At 71.2% G+C, this 26,930-nt stretch carries 18 protein-coding genes and 6 tRNA genes; 13 read left to right on the top strand and 11 right to left on the bottom strand.

All coding sequences use genetic code 11. The features are described from left to right. Positions 1 to 47: 47 nt before the first annotated feature. The 4 genes from IEZ13_RS16735 to IEZ13_RS16720 are packed head-to-tail and all read right to left on the bottom strand — an operon-like array spanning position 48 to position 7,598. Entirely contained in the window at positions 48 to 1,028 is a 981-nt protein-coding gene (locus IEZ13_RS16735) for a hypothetical protein (protein WP_183218606.1), read from the bottom strand. A gap of 35 nt (positions 1,029 to 1,063) precedes the next feature. Then, a complete protein-coding gene (locus IEZ13_RS16730; RefSeq protein WP_221245267.1) occupies positions 1,064 to 2,587 on the bottom strand; it encodes a cupredoxin domain-containing protein in 1,524 nt (507 codons plus the stop codon). A gap of 59 nt (positions 2,588 to 2,646) precedes the next feature. Then, positions 2,647 to 6,576 carry a ThuA domain-containing protein gene (locus IEZ13_RS16725; RefSeq protein ID WP_203833707.1) on the bottom strand — a complete coding sequence of 1,310 codons (3,930 nt, stop codon included), beginning with the start codon at positions 6,574 to 6,576 and terminating at the stop codon, positions 2,647 to 2,649. Further along, entirely contained in the window at positions 6,573 to 7,598 is a 1,026-nt protein-coding gene (locus tag IEZ13_RS16720; RefSeq protein WP_183218605.1) for a multicopper oxidase domain-containing protein, read from the bottom strand. The genes IEZ13_RS16725 and IEZ13_RS16720 overlap by 4 nt, the downstream gene beginning before the upstream one ends. Before the next feature lie 64 nt (positions 7,599 to 7,662). On the opposite strand from IEZ13_RS16720, the gene IEZ13_RS16715 reads away from it, so the two are divergent. Beyond that, a complete protein-coding gene (locus IEZ13_RS16715; protein WP_183218604.1) occupies positions 7,663 to 7,848 on the top strand; it encodes a hypothetical protein in 186 nt (61 codons plus the stop codon). A 193-nt stretch (positions 7,849 to 8,041) separates the two neighbouring features. Here IEZ13_RS16715 and IEZ13_RS16710 read toward each other — a convergent pair whose 3' ends face one another. From IEZ13_RS16710 to IEZ13_RS16700, 3 genes are read right to left on the bottom strand one after another with little or no spacing between them, the layout of a single operon-like run. Further along, a complete protein-coding gene (locus IEZ13_RS16710; protein ID WP_229794741.1) occupies positions 8,042 to 9,289 on the bottom strand; it encodes an MFS transporter in 1,248 nt (415 codons plus the stop codon). After that, entirely contained in the window at positions 9,286 to 10,539 is a 1,254-nt protein-coding gene (locus IEZ13_RS16705) for an ATP-grasp domain-containing protein (RefSeq protein ID WP_183218603.1), read from the bottom strand. Before IEZ13_RS16705 ends, IEZ13_RS16710 begins: the two co-directional genes overlap by 4 nt. After that, entirely contained in the window at positions 10,539 to 11,759 is a 1,221-nt protein-coding gene (locus tag IEZ13_RS16700; RefSeq protein ID WP_183218602.1) for an ATP-grasp domain-containing protein, read from the bottom strand. Before IEZ13_RS16700 ends, IEZ13_RS16705 begins: the two co-directional genes overlap by 1 nt. A gap of 460 nt (positions 11,760 to 12,219) precedes the next feature. On the opposite strand from IEZ13_RS16700, the gene IEZ13_RS16695 reads away from it, so the two are divergent. The 9 genes from IEZ13_RS16695 (at position 12,220) to IEZ13_RS16655 (ending at position 17,237) form a co-directional block, all read left to right on the top strand. After that, a complete protein-coding gene (locus IEZ13_RS16695) occupies positions 12,220 to 13,509 on the top strand; it encodes a lysine N(6)-hydroxylase/L-ornithine N(5)-oxygenase family protein (protein ID WP_183218601.1) in 1,290 nt (429 codons plus the stop codon). 2 nt (positions 13,510 to 13,511) lie between these two features. Further along, positions 13,512 to 15,122, top strand: a complete 1,611-nt coding sequence (locus IEZ13_RS16690; RefSeq protein ID WP_183218600.1) for a phosphotransferase — start codon at positions 13,512 to 13,514, stop codon at positions 15,120 to 15,122. Then, positions 15,119 to 16,339 (top strand): ATP-grasp domain-containing protein, encoded by a 1,221-nt coding sequence (locus IEZ13_RS16685; protein WP_183218599.1) that lies wholly within the window; start codon positions 15,119 to 15,121, stop codon positions 16,337 to 16,339. Before IEZ13_RS16690 ends, IEZ13_RS16685 begins: the two co-directional genes overlap by 4 nt. A 388-nt stretch (positions 16,340 to 16,727) precedes the next feature. Further along, a tRNA-Ala gene (locus tag IEZ13_RS16680) sits at positions 16,728 to 16,801 on the top strand. A gap of 25 nt (positions 16,802 to 16,826) precedes the next feature. After that, a tRNA-Lys gene (locus tag IEZ13_RS16675) sits at positions 16,827 to 16,899 on the top strand. A gap of 1 nt (position 16,900) precedes the next feature. After that, positions 16,901 to 16,977 (top strand) — tRNA-Met (locus IEZ13_RS16670). 2 nt (positions 16,978 to 16,979) lie between these two features. Next, a tRNA-Val gene (locus IEZ13_RS16665) sits at positions 16,980 to 17,052 on the top strand. Positions 17,053 to 17,057: 5 nt separating this feature from the next. After that, a tRNA-Val gene (locus IEZ13_RS16660) sits at positions 17,058 to 17,130 on the top strand. 33 nt (positions 17,131 to 17,163) lie between these two features. Next, positions 17,164 to 17,237, top strand: a tRNA-His gene (locus IEZ13_RS16655). Between the two features lie 73 nt (positions 17,238 to 17,310). Here IEZ13_RS16655 and IEZ13_RS16650 read toward each other — a convergent pair. Beyond that, entirely contained in the window at positions 17,311 to 19,695 is a 2,385-nt protein-coding gene (locus tag IEZ13_RS16650; protein ID WP_183218598.1) for a sensor histidine kinase, read from the bottom strand. 203 nt (positions 19,696 to 19,898) lie between these two features. Between IEZ13_RS16650 and IEZ13_RS16645 the strand changes: the two genes are divergently transcribed. After that, positions 19,899 to 20,570, top strand: a complete 672-nt coding sequence (locus tag IEZ13_RS16645; protein ID WP_183218597.1) for a DUF4097 family beta strand repeat-containing protein — start codon at positions 19,899 to 19,901, stop codon at positions 20,568 to 20,570. 19 nt (positions 20,571 to 20,589) lie between these two features. Continuing rightward, positions 20,590 to 21,369: an alpha/beta fold hydrolase gene (locus IEZ13_RS16640; RefSeq protein WP_183218596.1), complete on the top strand. Its 780-nt coding sequence runs from the start codon at positions 20,590 to 20,592 to the stop codon at positions 21,367 to 21,369. Positions 21,370 to 21,388: 19 nt separating this feature from the next. On the opposite strand, the gene IEZ13_RS16635 is transcribed toward IEZ13_RS16640, so the two are convergent. From IEZ13_RS16635 to IEZ13_RS16625, 3 genes are read right to left on the bottom strand one after another with little or no spacing between them, the layout of a single operon-like run. Next, positions 21,389 to 23,284, bottom strand: coding sequence for an ABC transporter ATP-binding protein (locus tag IEZ13_RS16635; RefSeq protein WP_183218595.1), 1,896 nt, complete (start codon positions 23,282 to 23,284; stop codon positions 21,389 to 21,391). Positions 23,285 to 23,342: 58 nt separating this feature from the next. After that, entirely contained in the window at positions 23,343 to 25,397 is a 2,055-nt protein-coding gene (locus IEZ13_RS16630) for a hypothetical protein (protein WP_183218594.1), read from the bottom strand. Next, positions 25,394 to 26,434 carry a phosphotransferase family protein gene (locus IEZ13_RS16625; RefSeq protein WP_183218593.1) on the bottom strand — a complete coding sequence of 347 codons (1,041 nt, stop codon included), beginning with the start codon at positions 26,432 to 26,434 and terminating at the stop codon, positions 25,394 to 25,396. Before IEZ13_RS16625 ends, IEZ13_RS16630 begins: the two co-directional genes overlap by 4 nt. 164 nt (positions 26,435 to 26,598) lie before the next feature. Here IEZ13_RS16625 and IEZ13_RS16620 point away from each other — a divergent pair, with 164 nt between their 5' ends. Further along, positions 26,599 to 26,928, top strand: a complete 330-nt coding sequence (locus IEZ13_RS16620) for a hypothetical protein (RefSeq protein WP_183218592.1) — start codon at positions 26,599 to 26,601, stop codon at positions 26,926 to 26,928. Positions 26,929 to 26,930: the final 2 nt, after the last annotated feature.

The following is a 26,930-nucleotide window of genomic DNA, read 5'->3' as shown; positions in this document are numbered from 1 at the left end:
CCGAACGCCGACCCGCTGAGGAAGGACGTGAGAGTCGGCAGTACCTGTTACAGGTGTGCCCGGCCGGCCGCGTCCGCCTCCCGTACGGCCGTGGACCGGCGCTCCTCAGCGCGTTCCTCAACCGTTTCCTGCCGCGGGGTGGTCACCGTCAGCGCCTGGTGCTGCCTCTGCGCGGCCGCGGCGGGTGGCGCCCCGGCCACCCCGCGGCGGATGCGATTGTTCGCGGCGATCACGGCGGCCGGTTCGTTGCTGTGTGCGGTCAGCTGCCCGTCGATGATGTTGTCGTCCACGGTCGTCGCGCCGGTGGTGTTGGTGACGCTGACGTCGCCGCCGAAGTAGCCGCCGGAGGCGCAGCTGTCCAGGGCGCCGTTCGGGCCGAGCTGGACGCCGCCGACGTTGCCGGCGAACGTCGCCTTGCCGCGTACGGCACTTCCGCACACCACGGCCCCGGAGCCGCTGTTGAGCACCGACAGCGTGCCGTCCACGAACGAGTCGTGCAGGTCGGTGTAATAGGTGCCGGAGCTGACGAGATTGCCGGCGACCTCGGTTTCCTCGCCGAGGCGTACCTCTCCACCCTGGGTGTTGACGGTACCGGTGATGCGTGCGCCTTCGGTGAACAGGAAGCTGTCGATCGACGCCGTGCCCTTCGGCCGTACCGTGACCGCGCCGCTCGTCGCGTCTTTGAGGAACACGCCGTAGCCGCCGGACGCCAGAACCACGGAGCCGCCGATCGTGGTGGCGCGGGCGTCGAGATAGCCGTCCGCGGCGACGCGGATCGTCCCGTCCGTGCGGCCGCCGTCGATCACGAGGTTGGCGCCGGCCGCCACGGTGACGTTGCCGGTGATGACGGTCCCGGTCAGCGCACACGATTCACCGGCGGGAACGAGCAGGTCGTTGGGAACGGTCACCGCGCCGCCGGTGCCGATGCAGTGCGTGACCAGGCCGGCGTTGGCGGCTGACGGCCAGGGCAGCAGGGAACCGGTGACGACGGCGATGGTCAGGGCGGCGAGGGCGGCGGTACGTCGCATGGGTGCGCTCCCGGGCGTCGAGGTGCGGGTGATGGTCATGAGCCCACTCCGGATCGTGCGGCGGCCCGTACGATCGCTCCGGCCTGCCGTGCGGTCAGCTTCCCCGCGGTGACCAGGCCGGCGGTGACGGTTTCGACGTGCCGGACGAAGGCGGCGTGGTGGGGGTATCGGTCGTTCTCGGCGATCAGGTCGTTGACGGTGCAGCCGTTGCCGGAGTCGGTGTTGGGCACCCGGGTGTCGGCGCCGTCGATGATCACGGTGTCCCGGGTGTCGGAGTCCGGGCAGGCGTCGGCGCCGGTTGCGGCCACGGTGAACGACACCTGCTGCTCGGCGGCGGTGTTGCCGGCGTTGTCGGTGGCCCGGTACCGGACGGTGTGGGTGCCGGGCACGCTCACCGCGAGCGGCGAGGTGTACGCCGTCCACGCGCCGGAGCCGAGCCGGTATTCCACGGTGCCCACTCCGGACCCGGTGTCGGTGGCGGTGACGGTGACGGTCGCCGTACCGATGTAGTCGCCCGCGGGATCGCGCTGGCCGGTCACGGCGGCGGTGACCGCCGGTGGGGTGGTGTCCTCGGCGGGCCGCTGCACCACGGTGAAGTGCGCCATCTGCTCGGCCGACACGTTGCCGGCCTTGTCGGTGGCCCGTGCGTGCAGCATGTGCGCGCCGAGGGCGCTGATCACCAGCGGCGCCGTGTAGGCCGCCCAGGCGCCGCCGTCGAGCTGGTACTCCACCCGGTCCACGCCCGACCCGGTGTCGGCCGCGGTGACGGTGGCGGTCGCCGCGCCGAGATAGCGTCCCGCGGTGTCCCGGTCGCCGGTCAGGGCGACGGTCGTCGTCGGCGGGGTGGAATCGGAGTTCCCCGCCACGACGCGGAACGACACCGAGCCGGTGGTGGAGACGTTGCCGGCGTTGTCGGCGGCCCGGAACTGAACCGCGTGGTCGCCGATCGCGGCGACCGCGACGGGTGCGGTGTACGGCCGCCAACTGGTGTCGTCGATCTGGTATTCCACGGTGTCCACCCCGGAGCCGGTGTCGGTGGCGGTCACCGTGACGGTGGCGGAGCCGACGTAGTGGCCGTCGGCGTTGCGGGTTCCGGTCACCTCGCCGGTCACCGTGGGCGCGGTGGTGTCCTCGCCGCCCCCGCCGGTGACGGTGAGTTCGCCGACCATGGTGCTGTGGCCCGGGATGGTGCAGTAGTAGCGGTACCTGCCCGGGGTGAGGGTGACGGTGGCCTGGTGCCGGCCGTTGTTCACGTCGAACGGGCTGGCCAGGATGTTGAGGGTGACGTCGTGGTTGTAGCCCTCGGCGCTGGTGTCGAAGGTCAGGGTGTGCGGCATCCCGGTGGTGTTGCCGGTGGCCGTGCTGTTCTCGAAGACGATGGTGGTCGCGCCGGCCTCGGCGGTGGCCGGTGTGCTGCGGTATCTGGTGATGTCGTCGTCGGTGGTCCAGGTCAGGGTCTGTGCGTCGTCGGCCACCGCGGATGGCGCGGTGACCGGCAGCACGGCGAGCAGCAGGCCGATCAGCGCCGCGCCGGCGCGCCGGCTCACGGATGTTCGCAAGGGTTGGCACCTTTCCCGATGGTGGGGACCGGCCGGGATACCGGCCGGTCCCCACCGGATCAGAGCTTGCGTACGCGGATGTTGCGGAACTCGATCAGGTCGTTGTCGCCGTGGTTCTGCAGCCCGATGTGCCCGCGCAGGAATTGACGCAGGTCGGTCGGCGGGTCCGAGGCCCGTGACGACGTCTTGCCGGGGGTGTTGTCGAACTCGTTGATCACCACGCCGTCGCGGACGATGGTGTAGCGCTGCCCCACGACACGGATCTCGTAGTCGCTCCACACGTTCTTCGGTGTGGCTCTCGCGTCCGGCAGTGGCGCCGGGTCGAAGTTGTAGATCGAGCCGGTCTTCTGCGGCTCCCCGGTCTCGCCGTCGTAGATCTGCACCTCGTGTCCGCAGTAGATGGCCACCCAGGCCGCCGAGGTGCGTGCCGAGCCGAGCGTGCCGCAACTGCCCGGTGGCCGCTGGTCCACCGGGGTTCGCGGGTCCGGGAACCGGGTGAACACCCCGCTGTTGCCGCGGGACGTGCCGGGTGCGACGTCGCGGAACTGAAGGCGCAGCGAGAAGTCCGCGAACTCTGCGGTGTGCCAGAGCATGCCCAGGCCGCCGGAGGGGCGCAGCGAGCCGTCCGGTTGGATGCCGAACGATCCGGACGGCGCCTGGATCCAGTCCCGCAGCGACCGCGCGGTGCCGTCGAACAGCGGCTCGTATCCGGTGTGGCCGGGCCGGCCGACCGGTGCCGCCGCGGCCGCGCGGGTCAGCGTGCCCGCCTGCCGGGCGGTGAGGAGCCCGTCGTCCTCGAGCTCACGGGCCACCGCGGTGACGTGGCGTACGAAGCTGTCGTGGCCGGCCCAGGTGCTCTCGTCGTCGATCAGGTCGTTGATCGTGCAGCCACCGCCGGCCGCCTTGTTCGGCACCCCGGTGTCGCTGTCGGCCAGGAACACGGTGGCCCGGTCGTCCGGCACGGCGCATCCGGCGTTCACGGTCGTCGTCACGGTGACCTTCTCGCCGTCGGCGTAGGTGACGGTGTGCCGGGCGGTGTAGCTTCCGGGATCGTCGTAGACGTGCTGCGGGTCGGCGAGCGCCGAACTGGTGCCGTCGCCGAACTCCCACAGGTGGCTGACTCCACCGGACCGGGAGCCGCTGAAGGCGTACGTCAAAGGTTTGTTCTGGACCGCCACCGAAGCCGCGGCCGGCGCCGGGGTCGCGGCCCCGCCGGTGTAGATGACGCGCAGCAGCTTCTGTGCCGGGTGCAGGCTGAAGAAGCCGCCGCCGTAGTCGAGCAGGTACAGCGCGCCGTCCGGGCCGAACTTGGCGTCCATCCAGCTCATCAGCCGGTTGTCGGCGTTGCCCCCGGGCAGGATCGCGCGCAGCGACTCGCCGAACAGCGGCGGCTTCTGCTGCGGCACCCCGGCCGGGTCGAGGGTGACCGCCACCCGGTTGGCAGAGTTGGACTGGTCGCCGATGAACCACTTGTCGTCCCAGTAGGCCGGCCAGGCGACCGTGCTGCCGGGGTCGACCCGGTCGCGGTGGTATGTCGGGCCGGACATGATCGCCTGGCCGCCGCCGCGCAGGTACGGCTGTGTGTAGACGGCGTCGGCGGCGTTGTAGGTGGGAATGCCGCTGCCGTCGGCGCGCGGCGGGAAGACCGGGCCGCCGCCGCCCGGCGCGTACCAGATCATGTTGTCCCGGGCGGGCGGGATGTCGACCAGGCCGGTGTTGCGCGGTGAGGTGTTCTTCAGGTTGCCGCAGTCGTACCAGCCGGTGAGCACGGTGGCGTCGGTGGTGCTGCGGTCACGGTACGGCTGCCGGTTGCCCATGCAGTACGGCCAGCCCTGGTTGCCGGCCGAGGTGATGACGGTGGCCGTCTCGTACTTCGCCGGCCCCAGTTGGGGGTTCGGCTGCGCGGCGTCCGGGCCGACCCAGCCGGCGGTCAGCCAGTCGTGTTCCGGGTCGATCTGCAGGCGGGCGATGTTGCGTACGCCCATCACGTAGATCTCCGGCCGGGTCTTCTCGGTGCCGGGTGGGAAGAGGTTGCCGTCGGGAATCGTGTACGTCCCGTCCGGCTCCGGATGAATGCGGATGATCTTCCCGGCCAGGTCGTCGGTGTTGCCGGAGGTACGTCGTGCGTCCTGGAAGGACAGCCCGGCGTACTCCTGGGTCCAGTTGTTGCCGGAGTAGCCCTGTGAACCCTCCGACGAGTTGCTGTCCCCGGACCCGACGTACAGGTTGCCCTGCCTGTCGAAGGCCATGCCGCCGCCGGCGTGGCAGCAGCTGTGGATCTGCACCGGGAATCGCAGCAGATCCCTGCGGGTGGCCTGATCGATGCTCTGGGTCTCGTGGTCGTAGGTGAACCGGCTGACAGTGCGCTGCCCGATGCGTTTGACCCGGTCGATCGACTCGTGCGGCATCCAGTAGACGTAGAGCCAGCCGTTCTCGGCGAACTTCGGGTCCGGCACGATGCCGAGCAGACCCTCCTCGTTCTTCACCAGCTCCGATCCGCTTCCCCGGTTGCCCATCACCGGCAGCGTGGTCAGCAGCTTGACCTGTCTGGTGCGCGGTTTCCAGGAGTGGATGGTGCCGCAGCCCAGCCCGACCTTGGGGTCGTCCCAGCTGACGACCGGTCCGCTCGGGCAGGCCGCCTTGCCCACGTAGAAGACCGTGCCGTCGCCGGCGATGGTAAGCCCGTGCGGTTCGCCGATCTGGTCGAGCTGCCCGCTCTGGTTGGCCACGGTCAGCCGCTCGGTCCGGTAGTTGGCCGCGATGGTCGCCTGGCAGTCGCCGCGCACGATGCCGGTCGCCCAGCCCAGCGCGCCGGTCAGGTGCTGCCGGAAGCCGGCTTCGGCGTAACTGTCCGCGGTGTGGCCCATGCCGGTGTAGAAGGACCGCCCGCCCTCGTAGTCGCGGCACCACGACACCGGATGGAACGGCCCGTTGGCGCTGGTCCCCGGGTTGTAGTGGCGCTCCTCGACCTGGGCGAGGGTATGCACCGTGCCGATCGGGTTCGGCGACCAGTTGTACCAGCGGTCCGCCCGGGTGATGGTGGCCGGCAGGTCCTCGGTGGCCGGATGCTGCCGGTCGAGCACGTCGACGACGGAACGGTTGACCGCGGGGGAGCCCGGCGCGGTGCTGTCGGCGGTGAACAGCCTCAGCTCGGCGAGCTGGATGAGCGGTTCACCGGCGTTGGCGGTGATGTTGAGGCGGAAGAATGTGGCGTTCTGCGGTGCGGCCAGGTCGAAGCGGCGGGTCTGGAACCGGTCGGGGAACGTCTGCGCGGTGCGCCGATCCACGTCGGTCCAGGTCTGCCCGTCCGGTGAGGTCTGCAGCGACCAGTCCCTGGGGTCGCGCCCCGCGGCGTCGTTGGCCGAGGTGAGCGCGTACCCGGTGATCGCCTTGGGGGCGGCGAGCTCGTAACTGACCCAGCCGGTGGTGCTGCGGGTCAGCCATTTGGTGTTCGCGTCGCCGTCGGTCAGCTTCTCCTTGGTCTCGTTGGGCGGGTTCTCGCCGTTGGCGCCGACCTTGGCCACCGGCTCGGCGGCCGGGACGGCGCCGGCCGGGCGGGTGCCGATCAGGCCGGTGAACCAGGCCGAGTCCAGTTGCGCCTTGGCCGCGTCGGCGATGCCGACAAAACCATTACCCCCTCTGATGTACGCGGTGAGCGCGCTCTCCTGATCGCGGGACAGGGCCGTGCCGCCGGCCGACAGGAACACCACCGCCCGGTGTTCGGCCAGTTCGGCGGCCGTGAACACGGACGGGTCGCTGGTGACCTCGACGGTGATTCCGGCCGCCTGCCCGAGCTGCTGGATGGTCTGCGCGGCGGTGCTGACCGGGTCCTCCTGCTCTGCCGCCGCGCCGTGGAATACGATCACCGAGATCTGCTCCGCCGCGGCGGCCGATGCCGGCACGGCGTACCCCATGGCCGGTGTCATGCCCGCCACCAGGGCCATCGCCGTGATGACGGCGAGCCCTCGTCGTGGTGCCCTTGTACTCATCCGCCTGCCCCCTGATGGTCGGTGTGGCTCGCCGGGTCGTGGTGGGCGTGGCCCTGGAAGCGGTGGATGGCCTCCTCGGCGCCGGGCGGCATGCTGCCGTCGGCGTTGCGGACCAGGAAGATCCCCGCCATGCCGCCGTCGGAGTGGTTCTGCACGTGGCAGTGGTACATCCAGGCGCCGGGGCCGACGCCCTCACCGGCCAGCACCTGGAAGCCGAAGGAGCTGCCCGGGTTGAGATCCTTGTTGTCGATCGCCGGGCTGGAATCGCTCAGGCTTTCCAGCATGCCGGTGCGGTTGTCCACCCAGCGATGCGCGTGCAGGTGGAAGGTGTGGAACAGGTTGCCGTGCCCGATCGCGATCCATTCCACCCGCTGGCCGAGATCCGCCTCGAACAGGGGCGTGTCGGGCGCCGTCCGGTTGTTGATCGTCATGTCGTGGAAGACCACGGTGAACTGCTTGTCCGGCAGGATGTCGCCCCGGCGGCGCACGATCAGCGCGCCGTAGAGCCCTCTGGCCACGCCCGCGGTGCCGTGGTCGGTCCCCATGGCGTGGTCGTGGTAGTGCCAGTAACCGGCGCTGCCCGGCATGAGGCGGCGACCGGCGGCCGCGAACATCTCCCGTGAGCGCCACACGTAGGTGCGTGTCTCGCCCGGATCGTTGTACGAGTCGTTCAGCGGACTGCCGTCGGACCCGGTGCTGTAGTCCACCCCGTGCGGATGGATGGACAGGCGCTGGTTCGTGGTGTTGACCAGCGTGATCTCGAGCGTGTCCCCCTCGTAGATCTCCAGCACGGGACCGGGCACGGTGGCCTTTCCGGGTTGCAGCCCGTAGCCGAAGAGGCCACCCGGCAGCGCCTCGGCGTAGATCGTCACCCGTCTCGTGACGGAGAGGACCGCGCGTGCGGGGGTGCCCGCCAGGGTCGCCGCGCCGCCGATGGCGGGTACGGCGGCGCCCAGCGTGCCGGCGGCGATCAGCGAACGCCGGGAGAACGTTGGTCGGGTCCGGTCGGCGGTGTCGTCCATGCGTCTCCGTTCCTCTCGAGCCGAATGGACGCGGCAGAGCACCCAAGATCTAAAAAGGATGGGGATGGCCTGGCGTCCCGCCGAAGGGCGTCGTCGCGTTAACGGCTCGCTGATATCAGTGATGCCTGATACGACAGAATCTATGGATGGGATCGACGAAAGTAAAGGTCTGCCCGACGTAACTACGGCAGAACAATGCGAAAGTTTCCCTGAAAAGCCAGGTCAGGACATTGACGACGATGATATTTGATCTTCGGTCGGCCGGGCCGGAAATTCGCACGGCGGCCGCGTCGGGATCCTGAACATGTCCCGGATTCACCAGGCAAAACGTGGCCTGGCGGAGATGAAGCGGGCCATCTCGAGCGCTGCCGCCGGTCGATGGCCGCCTCGCCGAGCAGCCCATTCATCAGGCTAAATGCGATGGCAATCGCCAACTTGACCGATTAAGGATTGCCGACTCGGGAAATGGTGGTGGGCTGGTGGCGGGCGAGCAATCGCACCACCGGCCCGGCGATCGCGGCGGTGACGGCGAGAAGCACGGCCAGCGCCAGCCAGCCGGACCGGCCGTGCGGGACGATCACCGAGGTGACCAGCGCGGGACCGGCGATCTGCTGCACGGTGGCGCCCAGGCTGAACACCGACAGGTATTCGCCGGCCCGATCCGGTGGGGCGTAGGCGTACGACAGGTCCCACGCCCCGGTCGCCTGCCACAGCTCCCCGGCGGTCAGTGCCAGCACCGCGGCGAGCAGCACCGCCACGGCGGTCCAGCGGCTGGTCCCGGCGGCCGCGGCGAACAGGGCGCAGCAGACGGCCAGCGCGAGCCCGGCGTAGCGCAGGGCCCGGAGGGCGCCGTCGGACCGCTGGGCGATGCCCGCCATCGGGACCTGCAACACCACCGCCAGCACGGTGTTGACCAGCACCAGCAGCGGAAGCGCCGACGCCGGGGCGGTGGTGGCCTGCAGCGCCCACAGCGGAAGCGCCACCGAGAGCAGCGTCATGTGCAGGGTGAGCCATCCGTTGACGGCCGCGAGCAGCAGATACCGCCAGTCCCGGAAGCCCCACAGGGAGCGCAGCGGCGCCGGCTTGCGGGCGGTTCGCGCGGGCCGTACGTCGCGGACCCGGGTCAGCAGCAGCGCGGCCAGCACGAAGGAGAGAGCGTCGGCCAGCACGACACCCCGGTACGCCCACGTCGAGTGGTGCGCCAGCAGCGGAGTCGCGAGCAGCGCGCCCAGCCCGAAACCGACGTTGCGCACCGAGCGCATGACCGCCATGGTGCGGGTCCGGTCCTCGGCGGTGGCCGTGCCGCCGACCAGCATCTGGGTCGTCGGCGACGCGGCTCGCTCGGCGACCGCGACAGCGGAGGCGATGAGGGTGAACGCCACCGGGCCGGTGGTGAACGCGAACGCCGCGAACCACGCCGCCCGCCACACCTGCATGCCGATCAGGGTGCGTTTGGCGCCGATCCGGTCGGCGAGCAGGCCCATCGGCAGCGTGGTCACGAAACCGACGCAGCCGGCGACCGCCAGGCCGAGGCCGATCTGGCCCGGGTCGAGCAGCATCGCCCGCAGGAAGAAGACCGTGGCGCCGGCCAGGTAGAGGCCGGTGCCGGTGGAGTCGATCAGGGCGACGACGGTGAGGATCCGCCCGTCCCGCCCGGCCGGGACGTACCGGCCCGCCAGCCGGCCGATCACCGTGGGGAACTGTGGACGGTGATCAGATCCGCGGCGTGCCGGGCCCGCCGATCGGCCTCGGCCGCGTCGTCGCCGGTCGCCAGCACGCTGCCGATCCGGTCCCAGGAGGACGAGACCGGTGCGATCACGTCGCCGGCGCTCGCGGTGACCTGGACGTCGTGGACGCCCGGCGCCGACCGGGCCGCACCGGCGCCGTCGACGGTCGTCACGGTGCCGGGCGCGCCGGTCAGGAAGCGGATGGCCGCGCCACGGCGGGCCGCGGTGCGCGGCCGTCCCGGGCCGCCCCGCAGGATCGTCATCCACGCGGCGGTGAGGTCGAGGTCGTACGCCAGGTCGATCAGGTCGACGATCCGGTCGCCGGGCAGCCGCCCGGCGCACTCGACCAGGTGCGGTCCGCCGTCCGCGGTGACGATCCACTCGGCGTGCAGCACGCCCGACCGGAAACCGATCGCGGCCGCCAGAGCGGCGGTCAGCGCCGCCAGCCGTTCCCGGTCCGGCTCGGCGATGTCGGCCGGCACCTGATGGCCGAGTTCCACCGGGTTCGGTCCGGGCTGCACGGTCTTCGCGCAGACGTTGACGAATCCCGGCCGCCCCTGATCGACGAGCATCTCGACGCTGACCTCCCGGCCCCGCAGCCGCTGCTCCATCAGGTAGCGGCCGGTGGACAGCTCACCGCGCAGCCGGGGCTCGTCGGCGCCGATCAGCCGCCGCCAGGCGCCGGCGAGGTCGTCCTCCGGCTCCAGCAGCTGCACCCCGAGGCTGGCCTGCCGGTTCGCGGGCTTGAGCACGCACGCGCCGCCCAGGGTGGCGCGGAAGGCGGCGGCCTCGTCGAGACCGGCGACCACGCGCCAGGCCGGCTGCGGCAGCCCGGCGGCGCCGGCGGCGTGACGCAGCCGGGCCTTGTCCCGCAGGAGCCGGGCGGCGGGCACCCCGGCGCCCGGGACCCGCCAGCTCTCGGCCAGGCCGGCGGCGGCCACCACCGCGTACTCGACGGCGGGCAGCACGGCCTGGAGCCCGGCCGGCCGGGCCACCGCGGCGGGCGCCGCGCCGGGATCGTCCTCGCGCTGCACCGGCGCGCCCGTCAGCGCGGCGACACACGGGTGGGCGGCCGCCCGGCGTACGGCGTCACGCGCCGACGCCACCTGGGGATCCTCCAGGACCAGCACCGATCCGGCGGGAAGGAGACCGTCGAGTCTCGACAGCAGGACATCGCTGAATCCGGCGACGACATGGGTGACGGTGGAGCTCATCAGGAAGCCTCGCAGGGCACGGTGTCGATGGTGATCGTCGCGGCATGCCGCTGGGCGAGCACGGCCGCCCGGTCCGCGTCCGCGGCCCGCGCGATCACGTATCCCGCACGGGAGTCCGACCGGGCCAGTTCGGGGACGACGTCGCCCGGCGCCACGGTCACCTCCGCGGCGACCACGGAGGGCTCGGCGCGTACCCGGTCGAGGTCTCGCACCGCCCGCACCCGTCCCGGCGCGGGGGTGAGGAAGCGGATCGCCGCTCCCGCCCGCGGCACGGCGCCGGCCGGCGGACGGTCCGCAAGCCCGAGCGGCCAGGCGAAGCTGAGCGTGACCGGGTCGACGCCGGTGGTCAGCCGGACCAGATCGGCGATCTTGTCGCCGCCGACCCGGTTGTGCGACTCGACGATGCGCGGCCCGTCGGCGGTCAGTTTGATCTCGGTGTGCGACGGCCCCTCGGTCAGGCCGACGACGTCCAGGAACGCCACGGTGAGCGCCTCCACACGGGCGGCGTCGCCGGGCGCCAGGCGGGCCGGAACGGTGTGCCCGACCTCCACGAAGTTGGCGCCCACCAGCTTGTCGGTGATGGCCAGCACCCGATGGTCGCCCGGCCCGAAGGTGAACGCCTCGACGCTGATCTCGGGGCCGTCGAGGTACCCCTCGGCCATCAGCGGCCGGCCGGTCGCACGCCGGGCCCGCGACCACACACTGTCGACGTCGCCGGGACGGTCCAGGCGGACGACGGCGAGGCTGCCCACCCCGTCGACCGGTTTGACCACGGCCGGTGTGCCGTGGCGTGCGGCGAAGGCGGCCAGATCGGTGACGTCGCCGAGCGCGGCCGCCGGGACCGGGCTCAGGTCGGCGGCGGCGAGACGTGCCCGCATCGCCAGCTTGTCCTTGAGCAGCCGTACCACCCCGGCCGGGGTTCCGCCCAGACCGAGCTGCTCGTTGACCAGGGCGGCCGGCACCAGGCCGGGTTCGGTCAGCGACACGGCACGGGTGAATCCGTAGCGGGCGTGCAGATCCCGGGCGACGCCGGGCAGCACGTCCGGGTCGGTGTAGTCCACGAGCTCGATGTGGTGCGCCTGCCGGGCGGCGCCGGGATCCGACCACCCCGGCGGCTGGAGCAGCACCACTCGGGCGCCGGTCGCGGCGGCCTGTCGCAGGGCGCGTGGGGAGCCACCGATGAGCAGGACGGCAGGGCGCCCGTCCGGCGATGAGGTCATGGCGGAGCAACTCCCGAGGTGGTGTTTCTGTGGAATGCCAGCCACATTAACAGCGGGGGAATAGACCGTGAACGGTTTCCGGAATGAGAGAGATCACAACGCTGGTCGATCGCCGTTCCGTTTCGGGGCATCGACGCAGCTCAGCGGCGTTTTCGGGGGATCCCGGCCGAGTGCTCGAAAACTGTCTCGACGTTTATGAATACGAGCTGCTCAACATGCCTTCGGAGCACCCTTTTCCCAGTAGTTGAGAGGGGCGTTGTGTCCGGTTAGCGGCAGCCGTTACGTTTCTGGAGGCCGCCGAACAGGTGAACAGAAAGTTTCTAGAGGGTGTCCACGCCCCCTCCATTCGGCGCCTGCCTGACCGGCTCGAGAATTCCCGCCACGGCGGGCGGAGCCATTCGACATTCATGGTGCGACACGGTCGTCGCGACAATGAACCATCACCGGGGGAAAGCAATTCATGTCTGAATCGACCTACGATCTCGTCGGCATCGGCTTCGGCCCCGCCAACCTCTCCGTCGCCATCGCGGCCGAGGAGGCCGGGCAGCCGGTGCGCGCCGTCTTCTTCGACCGCAAGCCGGAGTTCTCCTGGCACGAGGGCCTCATGTTCGCCGGCGCGGAGATGCAGGTGTCCTTTCTCAAGGACCTCATCACCATGCGGAACCCCCGCAGCGACTATTCGTTCCTGAGCTATCTCGCCGACCGTGAGCGACTCGCGAAATTCGTGAACCTCAGGACCTTCTACCCCACGCGTACGGAATTCAACGACTACTACCGATGGGTCGCCGCACGCTTCGCCGACCGCGTCCACTGGGGCACCGAGGTCGTCGCCGTCCACCCCGTCGCCGGCGCCGCTGACGACGTCGAACTGCTCGACGTCGTGGTCCGCGACCTGGCCGACGGCACCGAGCGCACCGTACGCACCCGGAACCTGATCATCGCGCCCGGCGGGCAGCCGCACCTGCCGGCCGGAGTCCAGGCGGGCCCGCGCGTCTTCCACGCCTCCGAGACCGCCCACCGGCTGGACGAGTCGTACACCGACACCGCGGCGCCGTACCGGTTCGCGATCGTCGGCGCCGGGCAGACCGCGGCCGACGTCTTCCTGCACCTGCGCCGCACCTACCCGAACGCCCGCATCGACCAGGTCATCCGCGGTTTCGCGCTGCGCCCCGAGGACGACACGCACTTCATCAACGAGTTCTTCGACCCGGCGATGCCCGGCTGGTTCTACGGCCAGCGCGAGGAGTTCCGTGGCGAGGTGCTCGACACCTACGGCCTCGCCGCGCACACCGGCGTCAGCTACGACCTGATCCCCACCATCTACCGGGAACACTACGAGGACCTCGTCACCGGCTCGCAGGCCGTCACCCTGCACCGCTGGAGCGAGCTGACGGCCGCGGAGAACGGCCCGGACAAGGCGACCGCGCACCTGCGCCGCCGCGACACCGGCGACACCACCACCCTGGACGCCGACGCGATCATCCTGGCCACCGGCTACCGCTACCCGATGCCGGTGCCCGTGCTGCACGACGTCCAGCGGCACCTGACGATGGCCCAGCCGGACCGCTACGCCCTGCGCCGCACCTACGACATCGAGGCCACGCCGCGGTTCCGGCCCAAGATCTTCCTTCAGGGGTACGGCGAGGCGACCCACGGATTCAGCGAGGTCCTGCTGTCGCTCATGCCGTTCCGTGCCGCCGAGATCGTCGACGCGGCGATGGCCGGCGCGCCGATCCCGGTCGAGGCCTGACCATGACCGCCACCACGAATCCGGTCGACCTGCACGGGCGGGTCCGCGCCGCGACCACCGACGAGATCGACACCGTACGGCGACTGCTCGGCACGCCGGCCGGCGACCCGGTGATCGTCTTCGCCTACCCGGGCCACGGCGTCGGCGAACAGCACCACGACCTGTCCGGCTGCACCAGCCAGACGCTGCTGCTCGGCGCCGTCCACCACGAGGTCCGCCGCCTCGGCATCACCGTGGCCGCGCTCAGCACCGAGGACCCGCAGAAGCACGCCCACCTGCCGGCCGACCTCGCGGCCGCCGTCCGGCAGCCGGGCGACGACGCCGCCCGCCTGCCTCACGTGGACCGCGACGGCAACCGCTACCTGTCCCGCTGGACGCTGTTCCTCGACGGCCCCCGCCACGGCACGATGATCGACCGGATCACCGACAGCGCCCAGCACACCCGCGCCGTCATCGACCTGCTCGTCGCCGACCGGCTGCGAACCTGGGCGGACACCGCCGACGTCACCCTCGGCGAACCGGCCACCGTCCGGGCGGCGTACGCCAACGGCGCCGACTCACTGGGCATCGTGGCCTTCGGCGCCGACCCGGCCCTGGTCGCCAAGGTCGGCTCGCGCGACGTGGTCACGGCCGAGGCCGAGTTCGTCGACCGGGTCAACGACCACCTCGCCGCCCACCGGCAGCCGCCGCTGTTCCCGCGCCGCTTCGGCACCCACCTCGACGGCACGCTCGCCACCAGCGTCATGGAACAGGCCGACCCGGCCACCCTGGACGAGATCGTCTTCGCCGACGAGGGCCGGTGGCGCCTGCGCCCCGACGCGCCGGACACGATGCGGCCGCATCTGGAGCTCCTCGACACGCTGTACCGCACCTCCACACAGCAGCGGACCCCCACCGTCGCCGCGTACCTGTACCGCGACCGGTTCCAGGCCGTCGTCGAGCACCCCGGATACCGCGGCACCTTCGCCGCACTGCTGCCCGGCTGGCGGGCCGACGAGGTGCTCGGCGCCCGGGTCCGCGTACCGGGCGGGCGGCTGCTGCCGTCCTTCCAGGAGGCCACCCAGCGCCTGTACGAGGTGTACCCACGTCTGGAACCCGGCCACGGCTGCCTGGTGCACGGCGACGTCCACCTGCGCAACATGATGCGGCGGGCCGACGGATCCCCGATCTTCGTGGACCCGCGCACCGTCTGGGACGGACGCGACCGGCCCGACATCGGCTACGGCGACCCGGCGTACGACTACGCCACCCTCCTGCACAGCGCCCTGCCGATGAGCGGGCTGCTCACCGCCATCGCCCGTGGCGCCACCGCGCAACTGCTCGACGGCCCGCCGTCCCCACCGGCCGACGGTGTCCTGGACCTGACCGGCCTGCGCACACCGTTCACGATCGACCCGGTGCTCCAGGGGTTCGAGGACCGGCTCGCCGCCGACACCGCCGCGCACGATCCGGCACCGGCCCGCGCCCGGCTGCTGATCGGAGCCGCGAACGCCCTGGCCGGCTGGCTCAAGTACCAGGACGCCCTCCGGACCACCGAAGTGTGGCTCGCCGTGCACGCCTACACCCTGTGGTATCTCGACCGGGCCTTCACCACACTGGAGGAGACGTCGTGACCCGCATCCTCATGATCAACTCGGGCAAGGCCGAAGCCCTGGACGAGCTGCGGCAGGCCGCCCCCGGCGCCCACATCGACGTGCTCACCGAACCCGCCTACCGGGCGCAGTACCCCGGCGACGCCCACCTCACCTTCGTCGACGACATCGGTGACCTCACCGCCGTACGGGAAACCGCGCTCCGCCTGCTCGCCGGCAACCCGATCGACCACATCGTCACCCCGTCCGAACGCAGCGTGCCGGCCGGCGGCTACCTGCGCTCCTACCTCGGACTGCCCGGCATCGGCTTCGAGGTCGCCAACCGGTTCACCAACAAGGCGGTGATGAAGGCCGCGCTCACCCGCGCCGGACTGCCGGTGGCCGCGCACCGGGTCGCCGCCGACCTGCCGGCCGCCGTTCGCGCCGCCCACGAACTCGGCGGGCCGGTGGTCCTCAAACCCGCGTTCGGCACCGGCTCGATGAACGTCCACGGCTTCACCGGCGCCGCCGAACTGGAGGCCTTCACCGCCTCGGCCGCGGGGGACACCCTGCGCCGCGCCGCCTGCCCGCTGCTGGTCGAGCGGATGGTGACGATGTCCGCCGAATACCACTCCGACGCCATCGTGCAAGACGGCCGGCTCGTCTTCGCCTCCGTCGGACGCTACCTGGTCTCACAACTCGACCCGGTGGGCCGGCTCAACGGCTCCCACCTGCTCCCCGAACAGCGACCCGAGACCGAAGCCGTACGCCGCCTGCACGCATCGGTGGTCACCGCCCTCGGCCTCCGCGACGGCGTCACCCACCTGGAGGTCTACCAGTCCGGACCGGACCTCGTCGTGGGCGAGATCTCCTGCCGCCCGGCCGGCGGCGGCATCACCGACATGATCAAGGCCGCCTACGGGGTGGACCTGTGGGAGGCGTTCAACCGCATCTCCCTCGGCCTGCCCGCCCCCACCGCCCCCGCCCGTCCGGTACGCGACGGCCTCGTCGCCGTCTGCCTCCTCCCGGTCCGTCCGGGCCGGGTGAAAGCGGTCACCGACGCCGGCGAACTGCGCGCCATCGACGGCGTCATCAGCGCGACGGTACGGGTACGGCGTGGCAGCACGATCGGCGCCCGCCTGCACTCCGCGTCCGCCGCCGGAACGGTGCTGATCGAGGCGACCGACGAGGACCTCCTGAACAAGCGGATCGACCTGGTCGCCGAACGCTTCCACCTCGACCTGGAACCGCTCGCCTGACCCACGCCAGGCCCGGCCGGACCCATCCGGCCGGGCCGATCACCCGCGCAACGACAGAACGACCGATAAATACGTCGCGCATTCCGCAGGCATGATGCAGAGTGATCTCAACGCCGGTGAGGCGGGCGAAGAACCCGCAACACCATGATCGTCGAAGGGAGTTGAACCGTCATGTTGACGCAGCCCACGTGCGCGACCGCCCAAACCCGGGCCAAGCGATATGGGTCCGCCGTGCCCGTCGTGGCGGCGAGACTGCACCGGCGAGGTCATGGCCCGCATCGGTGGAGCGGATAGCGCAGCATTTTCTGCGTCCTGGCCGCCCACCTCGCCATTCGAGGAACGGGCGGCTTTCCTGTTTCCCGCTCGTGTCCACCGCAGAAACACCCTCGGGCCTGTAGCTCCAATTGGTAGAGCAACGCTTTTGCACAGCGAAGGTTGTCGGTTCGACTCCGACCGGGTCCACTTAGTCCCGCCCAAGGGACGTCACGCGCCGTTAGCTCAGCTGGTAGAGCTGCCGCCTCTTAAGCGGCAAGTCCGGGGTTCGAGTCCCCGACGGCGTACTGCGGGGTAGAGGAGCTCGGTCGTCCTCGCCGGCCTCATAAGCCGGAGATCACGTGGTTCAAATCCCGTCCCCGCTCCCGTTCCGGTGGCTCAGTTGGTAGAGCGCCGCCTCGACAAGACGGAGGTCCCTGGTTCGATTCCAGGCCGGAACACGCATGCCCGTGTAGCTCAGCGGCGAGAGCACCGGTCCTACAAACCGGCTGTCCCGGGTTCGAGTCCCGGCACGGGTACGACCCGTCACCGGAGTCGCCGGTGACGGCATGGTGGCTGTAGCTCATCAGGTAGAGCGCCAGGTTGTGGACCTGGAGGCGGCGCGGTTCGAGTCCGGCCAGTCACCCTCACGCGGGCGCGCCGACGTTGGAGAGCCGGGCCGACCTCGCCCGGCAAGCGATCCCGATCCGCCGTATTCCCTATTCCGGCACGTGCCGGTTCGGCTCCAGCGGCCGGAACACGCCCCGCAGGGGGTAGCGCAGCGCGACACCGGGCTGTCCATCGGCCGGCGTCGTCGCCGCGGCGTGCAGCGGCAGGCGTACGAGGATGCGGGTTCCGTCCTTCTTGGTGGGATCCAGGGCCACGGTGCCGCAGTGCGCCTGCACGATGGCTCGCACCAGGGTCAGCCCCAGCCCTGATCCGGGGATGTTGTGGCGGGCGTTGTCGCCTCGGTAGAAACGGTCGAACAGCCGGTCCCGGTCGTCCGGGAGGATGCCGATACCGCTGTCGGTGACGGCCAGCTCCGCGAAGTCCTCCCCGGCGACCAACTCGACATGGATGTCACCGCCGTCGGGGCTGTACTTGACGGCGTTGGAAAGCAGGTTGTCCACCACCTGACGCAACCGCCGGGCGTCGCCGGCCAGCATCACCGTGCTCGGCAAGCCGGTGTGCAGCCGGGTCCCGCCTTGATCGCCGAGCTCCGCGATCGCGTCGGAGACGACGGCGACCAGGTCGATCGGCAGCAGATGCGGTCTCAGGTGGCCCGACTCCAGGGCGGCGAGGTCGAGCAGGTCGTCGATGATCGCATGCACGGATCCGACGTTGCGGCTGACGATTTCGACCAGCTCACGCGCGTCGCCGGACAGCTCTTCGTCCTCCAGCAACAGGTCGCTGCAGGTGGTGATCGACGTCAGGGGCGTGCGCAGCTCATGCCCGACCAGGGCGATGAAGTCGTCCCTCGCGCGGACCAACTGCATCGCCAGTTCCATGCTGCGGCGACGGGCGAGGAAGTAGCCGACCTGCTCGGCGATGTCCTCGAGCAGGCCGGTGAGCAACGGCCTGTCGTTTTCGACCGTGTCGGCGAAGCAGGTCAGCACGCCGACGACGCAGTCCTCATCGCGGATCGGCACCGCCACCGCTGTGTACAGACGCGGCCCTTCACCGGCCGGGCTGAACTCCCGAGCTCCGGGCCCGCGGACGTACCGGGACTCGGCATATTGCGGCACCCACAGCAGCGTGCCGCTCCGCCAGCATTCACCCGTCACGCTCGCGCCACGCCCCATCCGTGCCGGAATCGGCGCGGCGAGCGCGATGCCGGGGTCGACGTGGTGCGCGACGAGGTCGAGCACCCGTTCGGCCGGGTTGGCCAGCCAGAGCGCGACGCACGGCCAGTCCAGGGCCTCGCCCAGCGCGTTGACCAGCTCCGGACCAGCCTCTTCGACGGTGTCAGCGTGGTTGAGCATGGTGGCGATCCGCAGATTGCACTCGCGGAACCGGTCGGCGCGCCACCGGTCGGTGACGTCGAGGACCGTCGTGACGGTGCCGAGCACCTTGCCCTCGTCGGTGCGGAGCGCCTTGCCGTAGGCGACCACGTGCTGGTCCAGGAACCCGGGACCGTGCGAGATCGATTCGGCTCGCTGCACGGTCTCGTCGACGAGCGCCCGCACGTACGCCATCTCGTGTCGCTCGAACGGAGTGCCGTCGGGGTGGTACAGCCGGCGGCAGATCAATGCGATGGCCTCCTCCGGAGAGAGGCCGGCGGGAACCTTGTTCCGCTCGCGCGACATTTTGTTGACCAGCACCGGGCGGCCGGTGCTGTCGGCCACCACCACGCCGACCTGCAGGCTGTCCAGGAGCGCGGCGAAGAACTGACGGTCCCCCTCGAAGCCGGCCTGCATGCTCGACGGCCAGGCCTGGCCGGTCGGCCCGGAGGGCGGAGGCTCCTCGATGAGCGTGGCGCGGGCGGCCTCGCCGTCCGGCTCGAACCGGAGCATCTCGGCGACCTCGGAAAGTACCGCGAGTTCGCCCGGATCCCACGCGCGCGCCACGGTGTCGGCGACCGACACCGCACCCAACGGCCGGCCGGCCCCGTCGCGGAGCGGGGCACCGGCGAAGGCGCGAATTCCGCCATCGACGAGCAGCGGGTTGTTCCGGAGCGGATCGTCGGACGCGACCTCGCCCGCAAGCAGCTCCTCGACCGCGAGCACGTCGTTGCCGCAGACCACGTAGGCGCAGAGCGCGTGCCGGCGTGCACCGTGCCGGTCCGGTGCGAACCACTCGGGAACCCCGCACTGCCCGATGAGCTCTTCTTCGGTGTTGCCGAGCAGAGAGATCATCCCGATGGGGGCGTGCGTGAGACGGGCGGTCATCCGGGCGATGGCATCGAAGCCGACGGGCCTGCCGGCGAAGGTTTCGCGGGCTTGCGAGACGGCATGTAGCCGGGTGGGGGCGTCGAGTACGGCCCTGTCGAGCATGGGCATGCCCACCATCGCTGCACCCCCGTTCCGTGTGCCGCGCCCTACCACCTGACTATATGAGGCGGCCCGGATCATCGACGGCGCATTGGACCCGTCCTCGGCGTTCAACCGTCGCGCCCCACTGTCGCAGAAGTAGCGTTCAGTCCACCCTATTGCAACGCCGCCATTGCATTAGCTGGATGGCAGTTGCAACGAAATGATGGCGATGAGCTGGTTGTTTCCCACTGCAGTGCAACAAGCTTGTTGCTGGATTCGCAAACGCAACGTAGCGTTTCCTGCATCGGAAACAACGAGCTCGCAGGGAGAACATCATGTACAAGTTCGACACCACCACCGCCGTCACCGCCGTCCTGAACATCCCCGCCGGCCGCATCCAGGTCATCGCCGCCGACCGCTCGGACGCCACCGTCGAGGTCCGGCCGATCGACCCGGCCAAGAGCCGCGACGTGAAGGCCGCCGAGCAGACCACGGTCGAGTTCACCGACGGCGTCGTTCGGGTCACCGGCCCCGCCGCGACGAAGCAGATGTTCGGCCCGTCCGGCACCGTCGAGGTCACCCTCCAGGTCCCGTCCGGCTCCCGCATCGAGGCGACCGCCGGCGCCGCCGAGTTCCGCGGCGTCGGCCGGCTCGGCGACGTCACCGCCACCGGCCTGCACGGCACCGTCAAGATCGACGAAGCGGGCAGCCTGACGATCGACGCCCTCGGCGCCGACGTCACCATCGGCCGCCTCACCGGCCCGGCCGAGATCAGCACCCAGAAGGGCGACATCACCGTCGCCGAGGCCACCGGCGGCACGGTCGTGCTCCGCACCCAGATGGGCAACGTGGCCGTCGCCGCCGCCCACGGCGTGTCCGCCACCCTCGACGCCGGCACCGGCTACGGCCGCATCAACAACACCCTGCTCAACACCGACGGCACCGCCGCCGCCCTCACCATCCACGCCACCACCACCCACGGCGACATCACCGCCCGCAGCCTCTGACCACGAAAGAGAGAAACAGATGACCACCGGCACGATCGAAATCGACGACACCGCACTCGCCTTCACCGACACGGGCGGCCCCGGGATCCCGGTGGTCTACCTCAACGGACAGTTCGCCACCCAGGGCTACTGGCGACACGTCATCACCGGCCTGGGCCCGGGCTTCCGCCACATCACGTACGACGAACGAGGACGCGGCAGAAAGTCGAGGACGTCCGCCGACTACTCCTTCGAGACCGTGGTCCGTGACATCGACGTGGTCCTCGCCGACCGGGGCGTGGACCGGGCGCTGCTGGTCGGCTGGTCCTACGGGGCGTACGCCGCCGCCCACTGGGCCAGCCGCAACCCGGAGCGCACCATCGGCGCGGTGCTGGTCGACGGCGCCATGCCGTACGACTGGCTGGACGAGGCCATGGAACAGCGCATCCGGAAGCTCTTCGGCCGGCTCCGCTGGATCAGCCCGCTGCTGCGCCCGTTCGGGCTGATGCCCCGGTTGACCCCCGGCCAGCAGGCCGACAGCAACATCGAACTCGGCCGGATCGGCAGCGAGAACGAACTGTGCCCGGTGCTCGACGCGATCACCGTCCCGACCCGCTACGTGATCGCCTCCGGCCAGTCCCTGGGCAGCCGCGGCGACGAGCAGGAACGGATCCGCGCCAACCTCGACAAGGTAACCGCCGGCAACGCGAACATCAGGATCCACGCGAAGGTTCCCAGCAACCACGGCGCCATCCTGCGCAAGGACCACGCCGCGATCGCCGCGGCCGTCCGCGAGATCGCCACCCTCGACCAGCACTGACACACCGCCAGGCGGGTCCTCATCCGGCGCCAGCCCCGGACGAGGACCCGCCTGCGGCGTCTGCCCAGGCGGTTCGTGCCAGGTTCCTGGCGGTGCTGTGACGATGTCCGGCCATGGTCGAGGCGCTGGACGAGCCGGCTGACGACGGTGCGGCCAGCAGGTCGTTCATGTCGCGGAATCGTCCCGGCCGGCTGGTGAGCTCGGCGTGGGTGCCTGCTTCGACGACACGGCCGCGGTCGATGACGAAGACCCGGTCTGCGTGGCGCAGCGTGGTCAGGCGGTGGGCGATGACCAGGACGGTGCGCCCGGCCGTGAGCCGGGCCAGGCCGCGCATCACGTAGGACTCGCTGATCGGATCCAGCCCGCTGGTGGGTTCGTCGAGCACCACGATGGGGGTGTCCGCGGCGAGGGCGCGGGCGATGGCGATGCGCTGTCGCTGACCGCCGGACAGGGAGAGGCCGCCCTCGGTGACCTGGGTGTCGTACCTGTGGGGGAGGCGGTCGACGAATTCGTCGACGTAGGCGGCCTGCGCGGCGGCGAGCAGCTCGTCCCGGCTGGCGTGGGGGGCGCCGTAGGCGATGTTGTCGAGAATTGTGCCGGAGATCATCAGTGGTTCCTGGAGGACGACGGCGACCTGGCTGCGTACCGAGCGGAGGGTGAGGTCGCGGACGTCGTGGCCGTCGAGGAGGACCTGGCCCGCGGTGACGTCGTAGAGGCGGGGTACGAGGGTGGCGATGGTGGACTTGCCGGCCCCGGTGGGCCCGGCGAAGGCGACGACCTGGCCGGGGCGGGCGTGCAGGGACACCTCGTGCAGGACGGGCTGGCCGGGCTGATAGCCGAAGCAGACGTTTCTGAGTTCGACGTCGCCGGACAGCCGGGGAGCGGGCGTGGCATCGGGGCGCTCGTGGACCATCGCGGTGGACCGCAGCACCTCTTCCACGCGTTCGGTGCCGGCCTGTGCCTTGCTGATCGTCGAGGTGAGCCGGGCAAGGGCTTTCATCGGGGCGTACACCTGTTGCAGGTAGGCCAGCAGCACCAGCAGGACACCCAGGCTGAGCTGGCCGCGCAGGACGAGGGTGGCACCTACGAACATCACGGTGGCGCGGCCGGCCTGGGCCACGATTTCGACCGCGGCGGGAAGCCGTGATTGCAGTTCCACGGCGCGGAGCCCGGCGTCGAGCCGGGCCTGGTTGTGGGTGCGGAACCGCTCCAGAACGCGGCGCTCCGCGGCGAAGGACTGCACCAGGCGGATCGTGGTCAGGGTCTCGGTGACGTGGCCGGAGAGCCGGCCCTCATGGGTACGCGCTTCGCGGGAGGCGTGCTTGATGGCGCCGCGGTAGTGCCGGACGACGGCATACAGCGCCGGGGTGACGCACAGCAGCAGCACGGCGAAGACCGGCTGGATCGCGATCGCCACGACGACGATGCCGATGAGCAGGGCCAGGTTGGGCAGTAGCGTGCTGAAAGCGGCTACCAGCAGCGCCTGGACGGCTGTCACGTCGCCGGTCAGCCGGGCGGCGAGGTCCCCGACCCGTCGCTGGTCGTGGAACGTGAGGGACAGACGTTGCAGGTGGGTGAAGATGTCGGCGCGCAGGTCGGCGACGAGCCGCTCCCCGACACCCTGCAACAGCCGGGAGGCCAGGTAGGTGCCGAGCGCGGCCAGGGCGGCGAGCACGACCAGGGACAGGGCGCAGACGGCGAGCACGGCTGTCGGGGAGTCGGCGACCGGACCGAGCAGATCGCCGAACAGGCCGCTGGGCGGCCGCTGTCTCAGGACGTCGTCGACGACGACCATCAGCGGCCATGGCTGTGCGAGTTCGACGGCCGCCACCAGCATCACCAGCACGCCACCGGCCACCATCCGGGGTCGGTAGGGGCGTAGGTTGGGGCCGAAACGGCGCAGGATCTCGAACACGGTCACTCCTTGCCTCTCGACGATGCTGGAACTCTTCGCGTACGGATCATGGTGGTGTTCACCCGGCTCCGACCGTCGCGGGCATCGTGGTGGTCTGCCCGGCCGGCGCGGCCGCGTGTAGCCGGGCGTCGGCGGCGGCGATGTGTGCCGCGCCGGTGCTGTCGTCGACCGGGCCGGTGCCCAGCACCAGGTGCAGGTGGCGGCCGCAGCCGTCGACGGCGCCGACCAGGGCGTGTCCGGTGGCCGGGCTGGTGGCGACCAGTTGGCCGGTGTGTTCGGCCGGGTCGTGCGCGACCCATGCGTCGATCATGGGGGTGCTGGCGCCCCACCAGGTTCGGCCCTGGCGCAGGCTGGTGTGGCGGCGGCCGGCCCGTAGCAGCCCCGGGTAGTCCGGGGAGAGCGCGACGGTGGTGCGCAGTTCTCCGGGTAGGCCGCTGCGCCGTACGCACACCACCAGGGCGGTGCCGTCGGCGGTCAGGAGCATCTGCTTGGTCAGGCCCCGGTCGGGACCGGGCTCGACGTCGATCAGTTCGACGACCGCGGCCGCGGGGGTGACGGTGACGCGGCCCAGCTCGTGCCGGTGGGTCTCGGTGCCGAGCACGGCCAGCGCGCCCGGATGGTTGGGCGGCGTCCGCATGTGCTGGTGCAGCTCGGCCTGGAAGTTCCAGTGGTCGGCCGGGTTGCCCACGAGCATCACCGCGCACGGAGCCGCGCTGGTGTGGGTGTCGCGGCGCACGAGCAGGCTGAGACGGCCCCCGTGACGCGGGGAGAGCACGGCGAACAGCCGGTCGCTGCTGAGAACGACCTCCTCGCCGCCGTCCTCGTCCACGTCGGTGACCAGGACCCGCGGACCGTGCGGGCTCGGGTCGGCGGCCCAGCGGGCGGCGGCGAGCACGGGCAACGCGTCGGCGGCGTGGACGGCGGTGGCCCGCGCCCACGGGGCGGGGGAGCGGCCGCCTTCGGTGCCGGGGTCCTGCCAGGCGGTCTCGTGGCGCCCGAGCAGCACCAGCCGTTCGGCCAGCGCGCACAGGGTGGGGTCGGCGCCGTCGTTCTCGGCCTGTTCGAGGGTGGCCTCCACGTGGTCGAGGCGATCGGCGTGCGGGCGCCACCGTGGGTCGTCGGCCCATCGGGCGTAGTTCTCGCCGGCGCCGTGCTGGTGGGCCAGTTCGTAGTAGGTGCCGGCCTCCACGGGTAGCTCGGGTGCGGGGTCGATCCGACCGCACCAGTCGTCGAGCGCGACCGGGCGTACCGCGTGGCTGTGGGTCAGCCAGCGCAGGAACCGTGCGTAGCGTTCCAGCCCCTGTTCCCAGCCGGCGACGCCGGCGACCCGTTCGAGGTCGTCGGCGAAGACGAGCAGTGATCCCTCGGGGGCCTGTTGGGCGTCTTCGCCGAGTTCGGTGAGCAGCCGCAGGTGGCCGGGGTCGTGCGGTGGCACCAGGTAGCGCAGGTGGGAGGCGATGGGGACGGCGACCAGCCCCTGGCCTTCGGCGATGCGGTACGGCCTCAGCGATGGGCGGTGCAGCCGGCCGTGGACGCTGGCGGGGAAACCGTCGCTGTGCCAGCGGTACGGGCCGTCGGCGTCGAAGGCTTCCCGCGCGCTGCCCGGGTAGCGGCCCTCGCGCAGGGGATGGGACAGCCGATCGTCGAGCAGCACCCGCTGGTAGCGCACGCCGGTAGCGGCGGCGTCGCGCAGCGGCGGCGCGCACGACGCGGTGGCCCACACCCGTTCGGGCACCCAGGCGGTCTTCAGCCGCCGGCGGGGGACTTCGAGCAGATCCTCGGCGAGCTCGTGGAAGGCCCGCAGCTGCCGGCGGTTGTGGCGGGGCGAGGCCAGCGGCATGACGTTCTCCCCGTAGGTGCCACCGATCAGGGTGACCACCCCGCTGGCCAGGTGCTGGCGAAGCCGGGCCAGCAGGGCGGGCCGGTGCCAGGCGATGGCCTCCAGCACCGGGCCGGACATGTGCAGCGAGGCCGGGACGCCGAGTTCGACGTGCAGCGACAGGACCGCGTCGTAGCCGGCGGCGATGGTGCTGATCCCGTCCCGGTCGGCGTACCCGTCGGTGATCAGGAACTGGTTGGCGTGGTGGACGAAGGCGATCGGGGCAGCGGTCATGGCACGGGCTCCTGGACGGTGGTCAGGGTGTGGAAGGCGGCGCAGAGGCCGTCGGCGAGCACCGCCTCGGCGATGTCCAGCCAGCGGTCGAGCAGGTCTGTCCGGGCGGTGCGGTAGATGATCAGCTCGAAGTGCAGGCTCTGCATCAGGGTGCGAGCGACCTCGGCCGGCACGGCGTCGGCGCCGGCGCCGTCGTGGGCCGTCCACCGGCGCCAGAACGCCATGCCGGCGCCGGCTCCGGGCCGGAACGATCCGGTGCGCATCCATGAGGCGACCAGCAGTTGGGCCAGCGCATAGCCGACGTCGTAGGACGGCCGGCGCAACCCCGCGGTGTCGACGTCGATGGCGGTCACCGTGGGCGATCCACCGGGTGTCAGGTGCAGGTTCTCCGGGTGCAGGTCTCCGTGGGAGGGCACCAGGGCGGGGCCGGCCGCCTGCCGGTCGTCGTGCAACCGTCGATGGGTCGTCTCGGCGACCCGCAGCAGCCGGGTGGCGTGATCCGGATACCGGTCGGCGAGCCGGCCGGCTTGCCGGCGCAGCTGCGCCTCGGCGCGGTAATCAGTGCGGTCGGGCAGCGTCACCGACAGCGACTGCAACCGGATCAGCCAGTCGGCGGCGGCGACCGCGGCGGCGCGGCCGGCGGCCGGAGCCCGCAACCAGTGGGCCCAGGCGTGACCGCGAGCCACGTCGGTGACCAGGGTGTGGTGGATACCGGACCAACCCCGCGCCGGAGTCACCGCGAATCGGGCCGGTGGGGCGAAACCCGCTTCGGTCAGCCGCTGCAACCATTGCCGGGTCCACGCGCCCTGGCTGTCGCCATACCGCTTGAGCGCCAGCCACCGGCCGTCGCGGAGTTCGACCAGAGCCAGCCGCCGGTGGCCATCACGCAGCATGACGACCCGGTCCAGGCCGCCGGCCAGAGCCGGAACCGCCGCGGCCAAGACGTCGCGCGCCCACAGAGACACGGCCGGGCTCGCCTGACCGGACGTCACCATCCGTCCGGGGCCGGACGAGCGCTGGTGCTGCAAGACCGTCATGTCTACGAGGTTGGGCGCCCGGGATGACACCCGCCTTGGCCCTGCCTTAGAGACCTCTCATCTCGGTCAGCGGGTCGTCGACGGTCGCGAGCATCGCCGCGGACCCGAGAGTTTTCTCATCGTTGGCTCATCCGGCCGCAAGGCTGCGACGGAGACTTGATGGCATGACTGGTCGCCGGCTGGCGGCGCTGCTTGCGGTACCGCTGCTCCTGGCTGCCGCGTGGATGCTCGGTGGAGCGCTGTTCACCCACCCACCGCTGGACGTGGGCGGCGTGGTCGTGGTCCCCGCCGGCGACCGGCCGCCCGCGACCGCTCCCGCGATCGGCGCCTCGACCCAGCCGGGCGACCCGGCGACCCGCGCTCCCGCACTGCCTGCTCCGGGGACCGCCACCCCGGCTCCGCCGGGAGCCACCAGGGTGACCAACGGCCCCGCGCCGACAGCCGGAGACGACGATGACGACGACGGCATCGACGACGACTGCACCGACAGGTGAAT

The sequence above is a fragment of the Actinoplanes campanulatus genome, assembly GCF_014647795.1.
GTDB classification, from domain to species: Bacteria; Actinomycetota; Actinomycetes; order Mycobacteriales; family Micromonosporaceae; genus Actinoplanes; species Actinoplanes campanulatus.
Note: the sequence above shows the minus strand (reverse complement) of the source record. Positions and strands in the feature narration are given on the sequence as shown.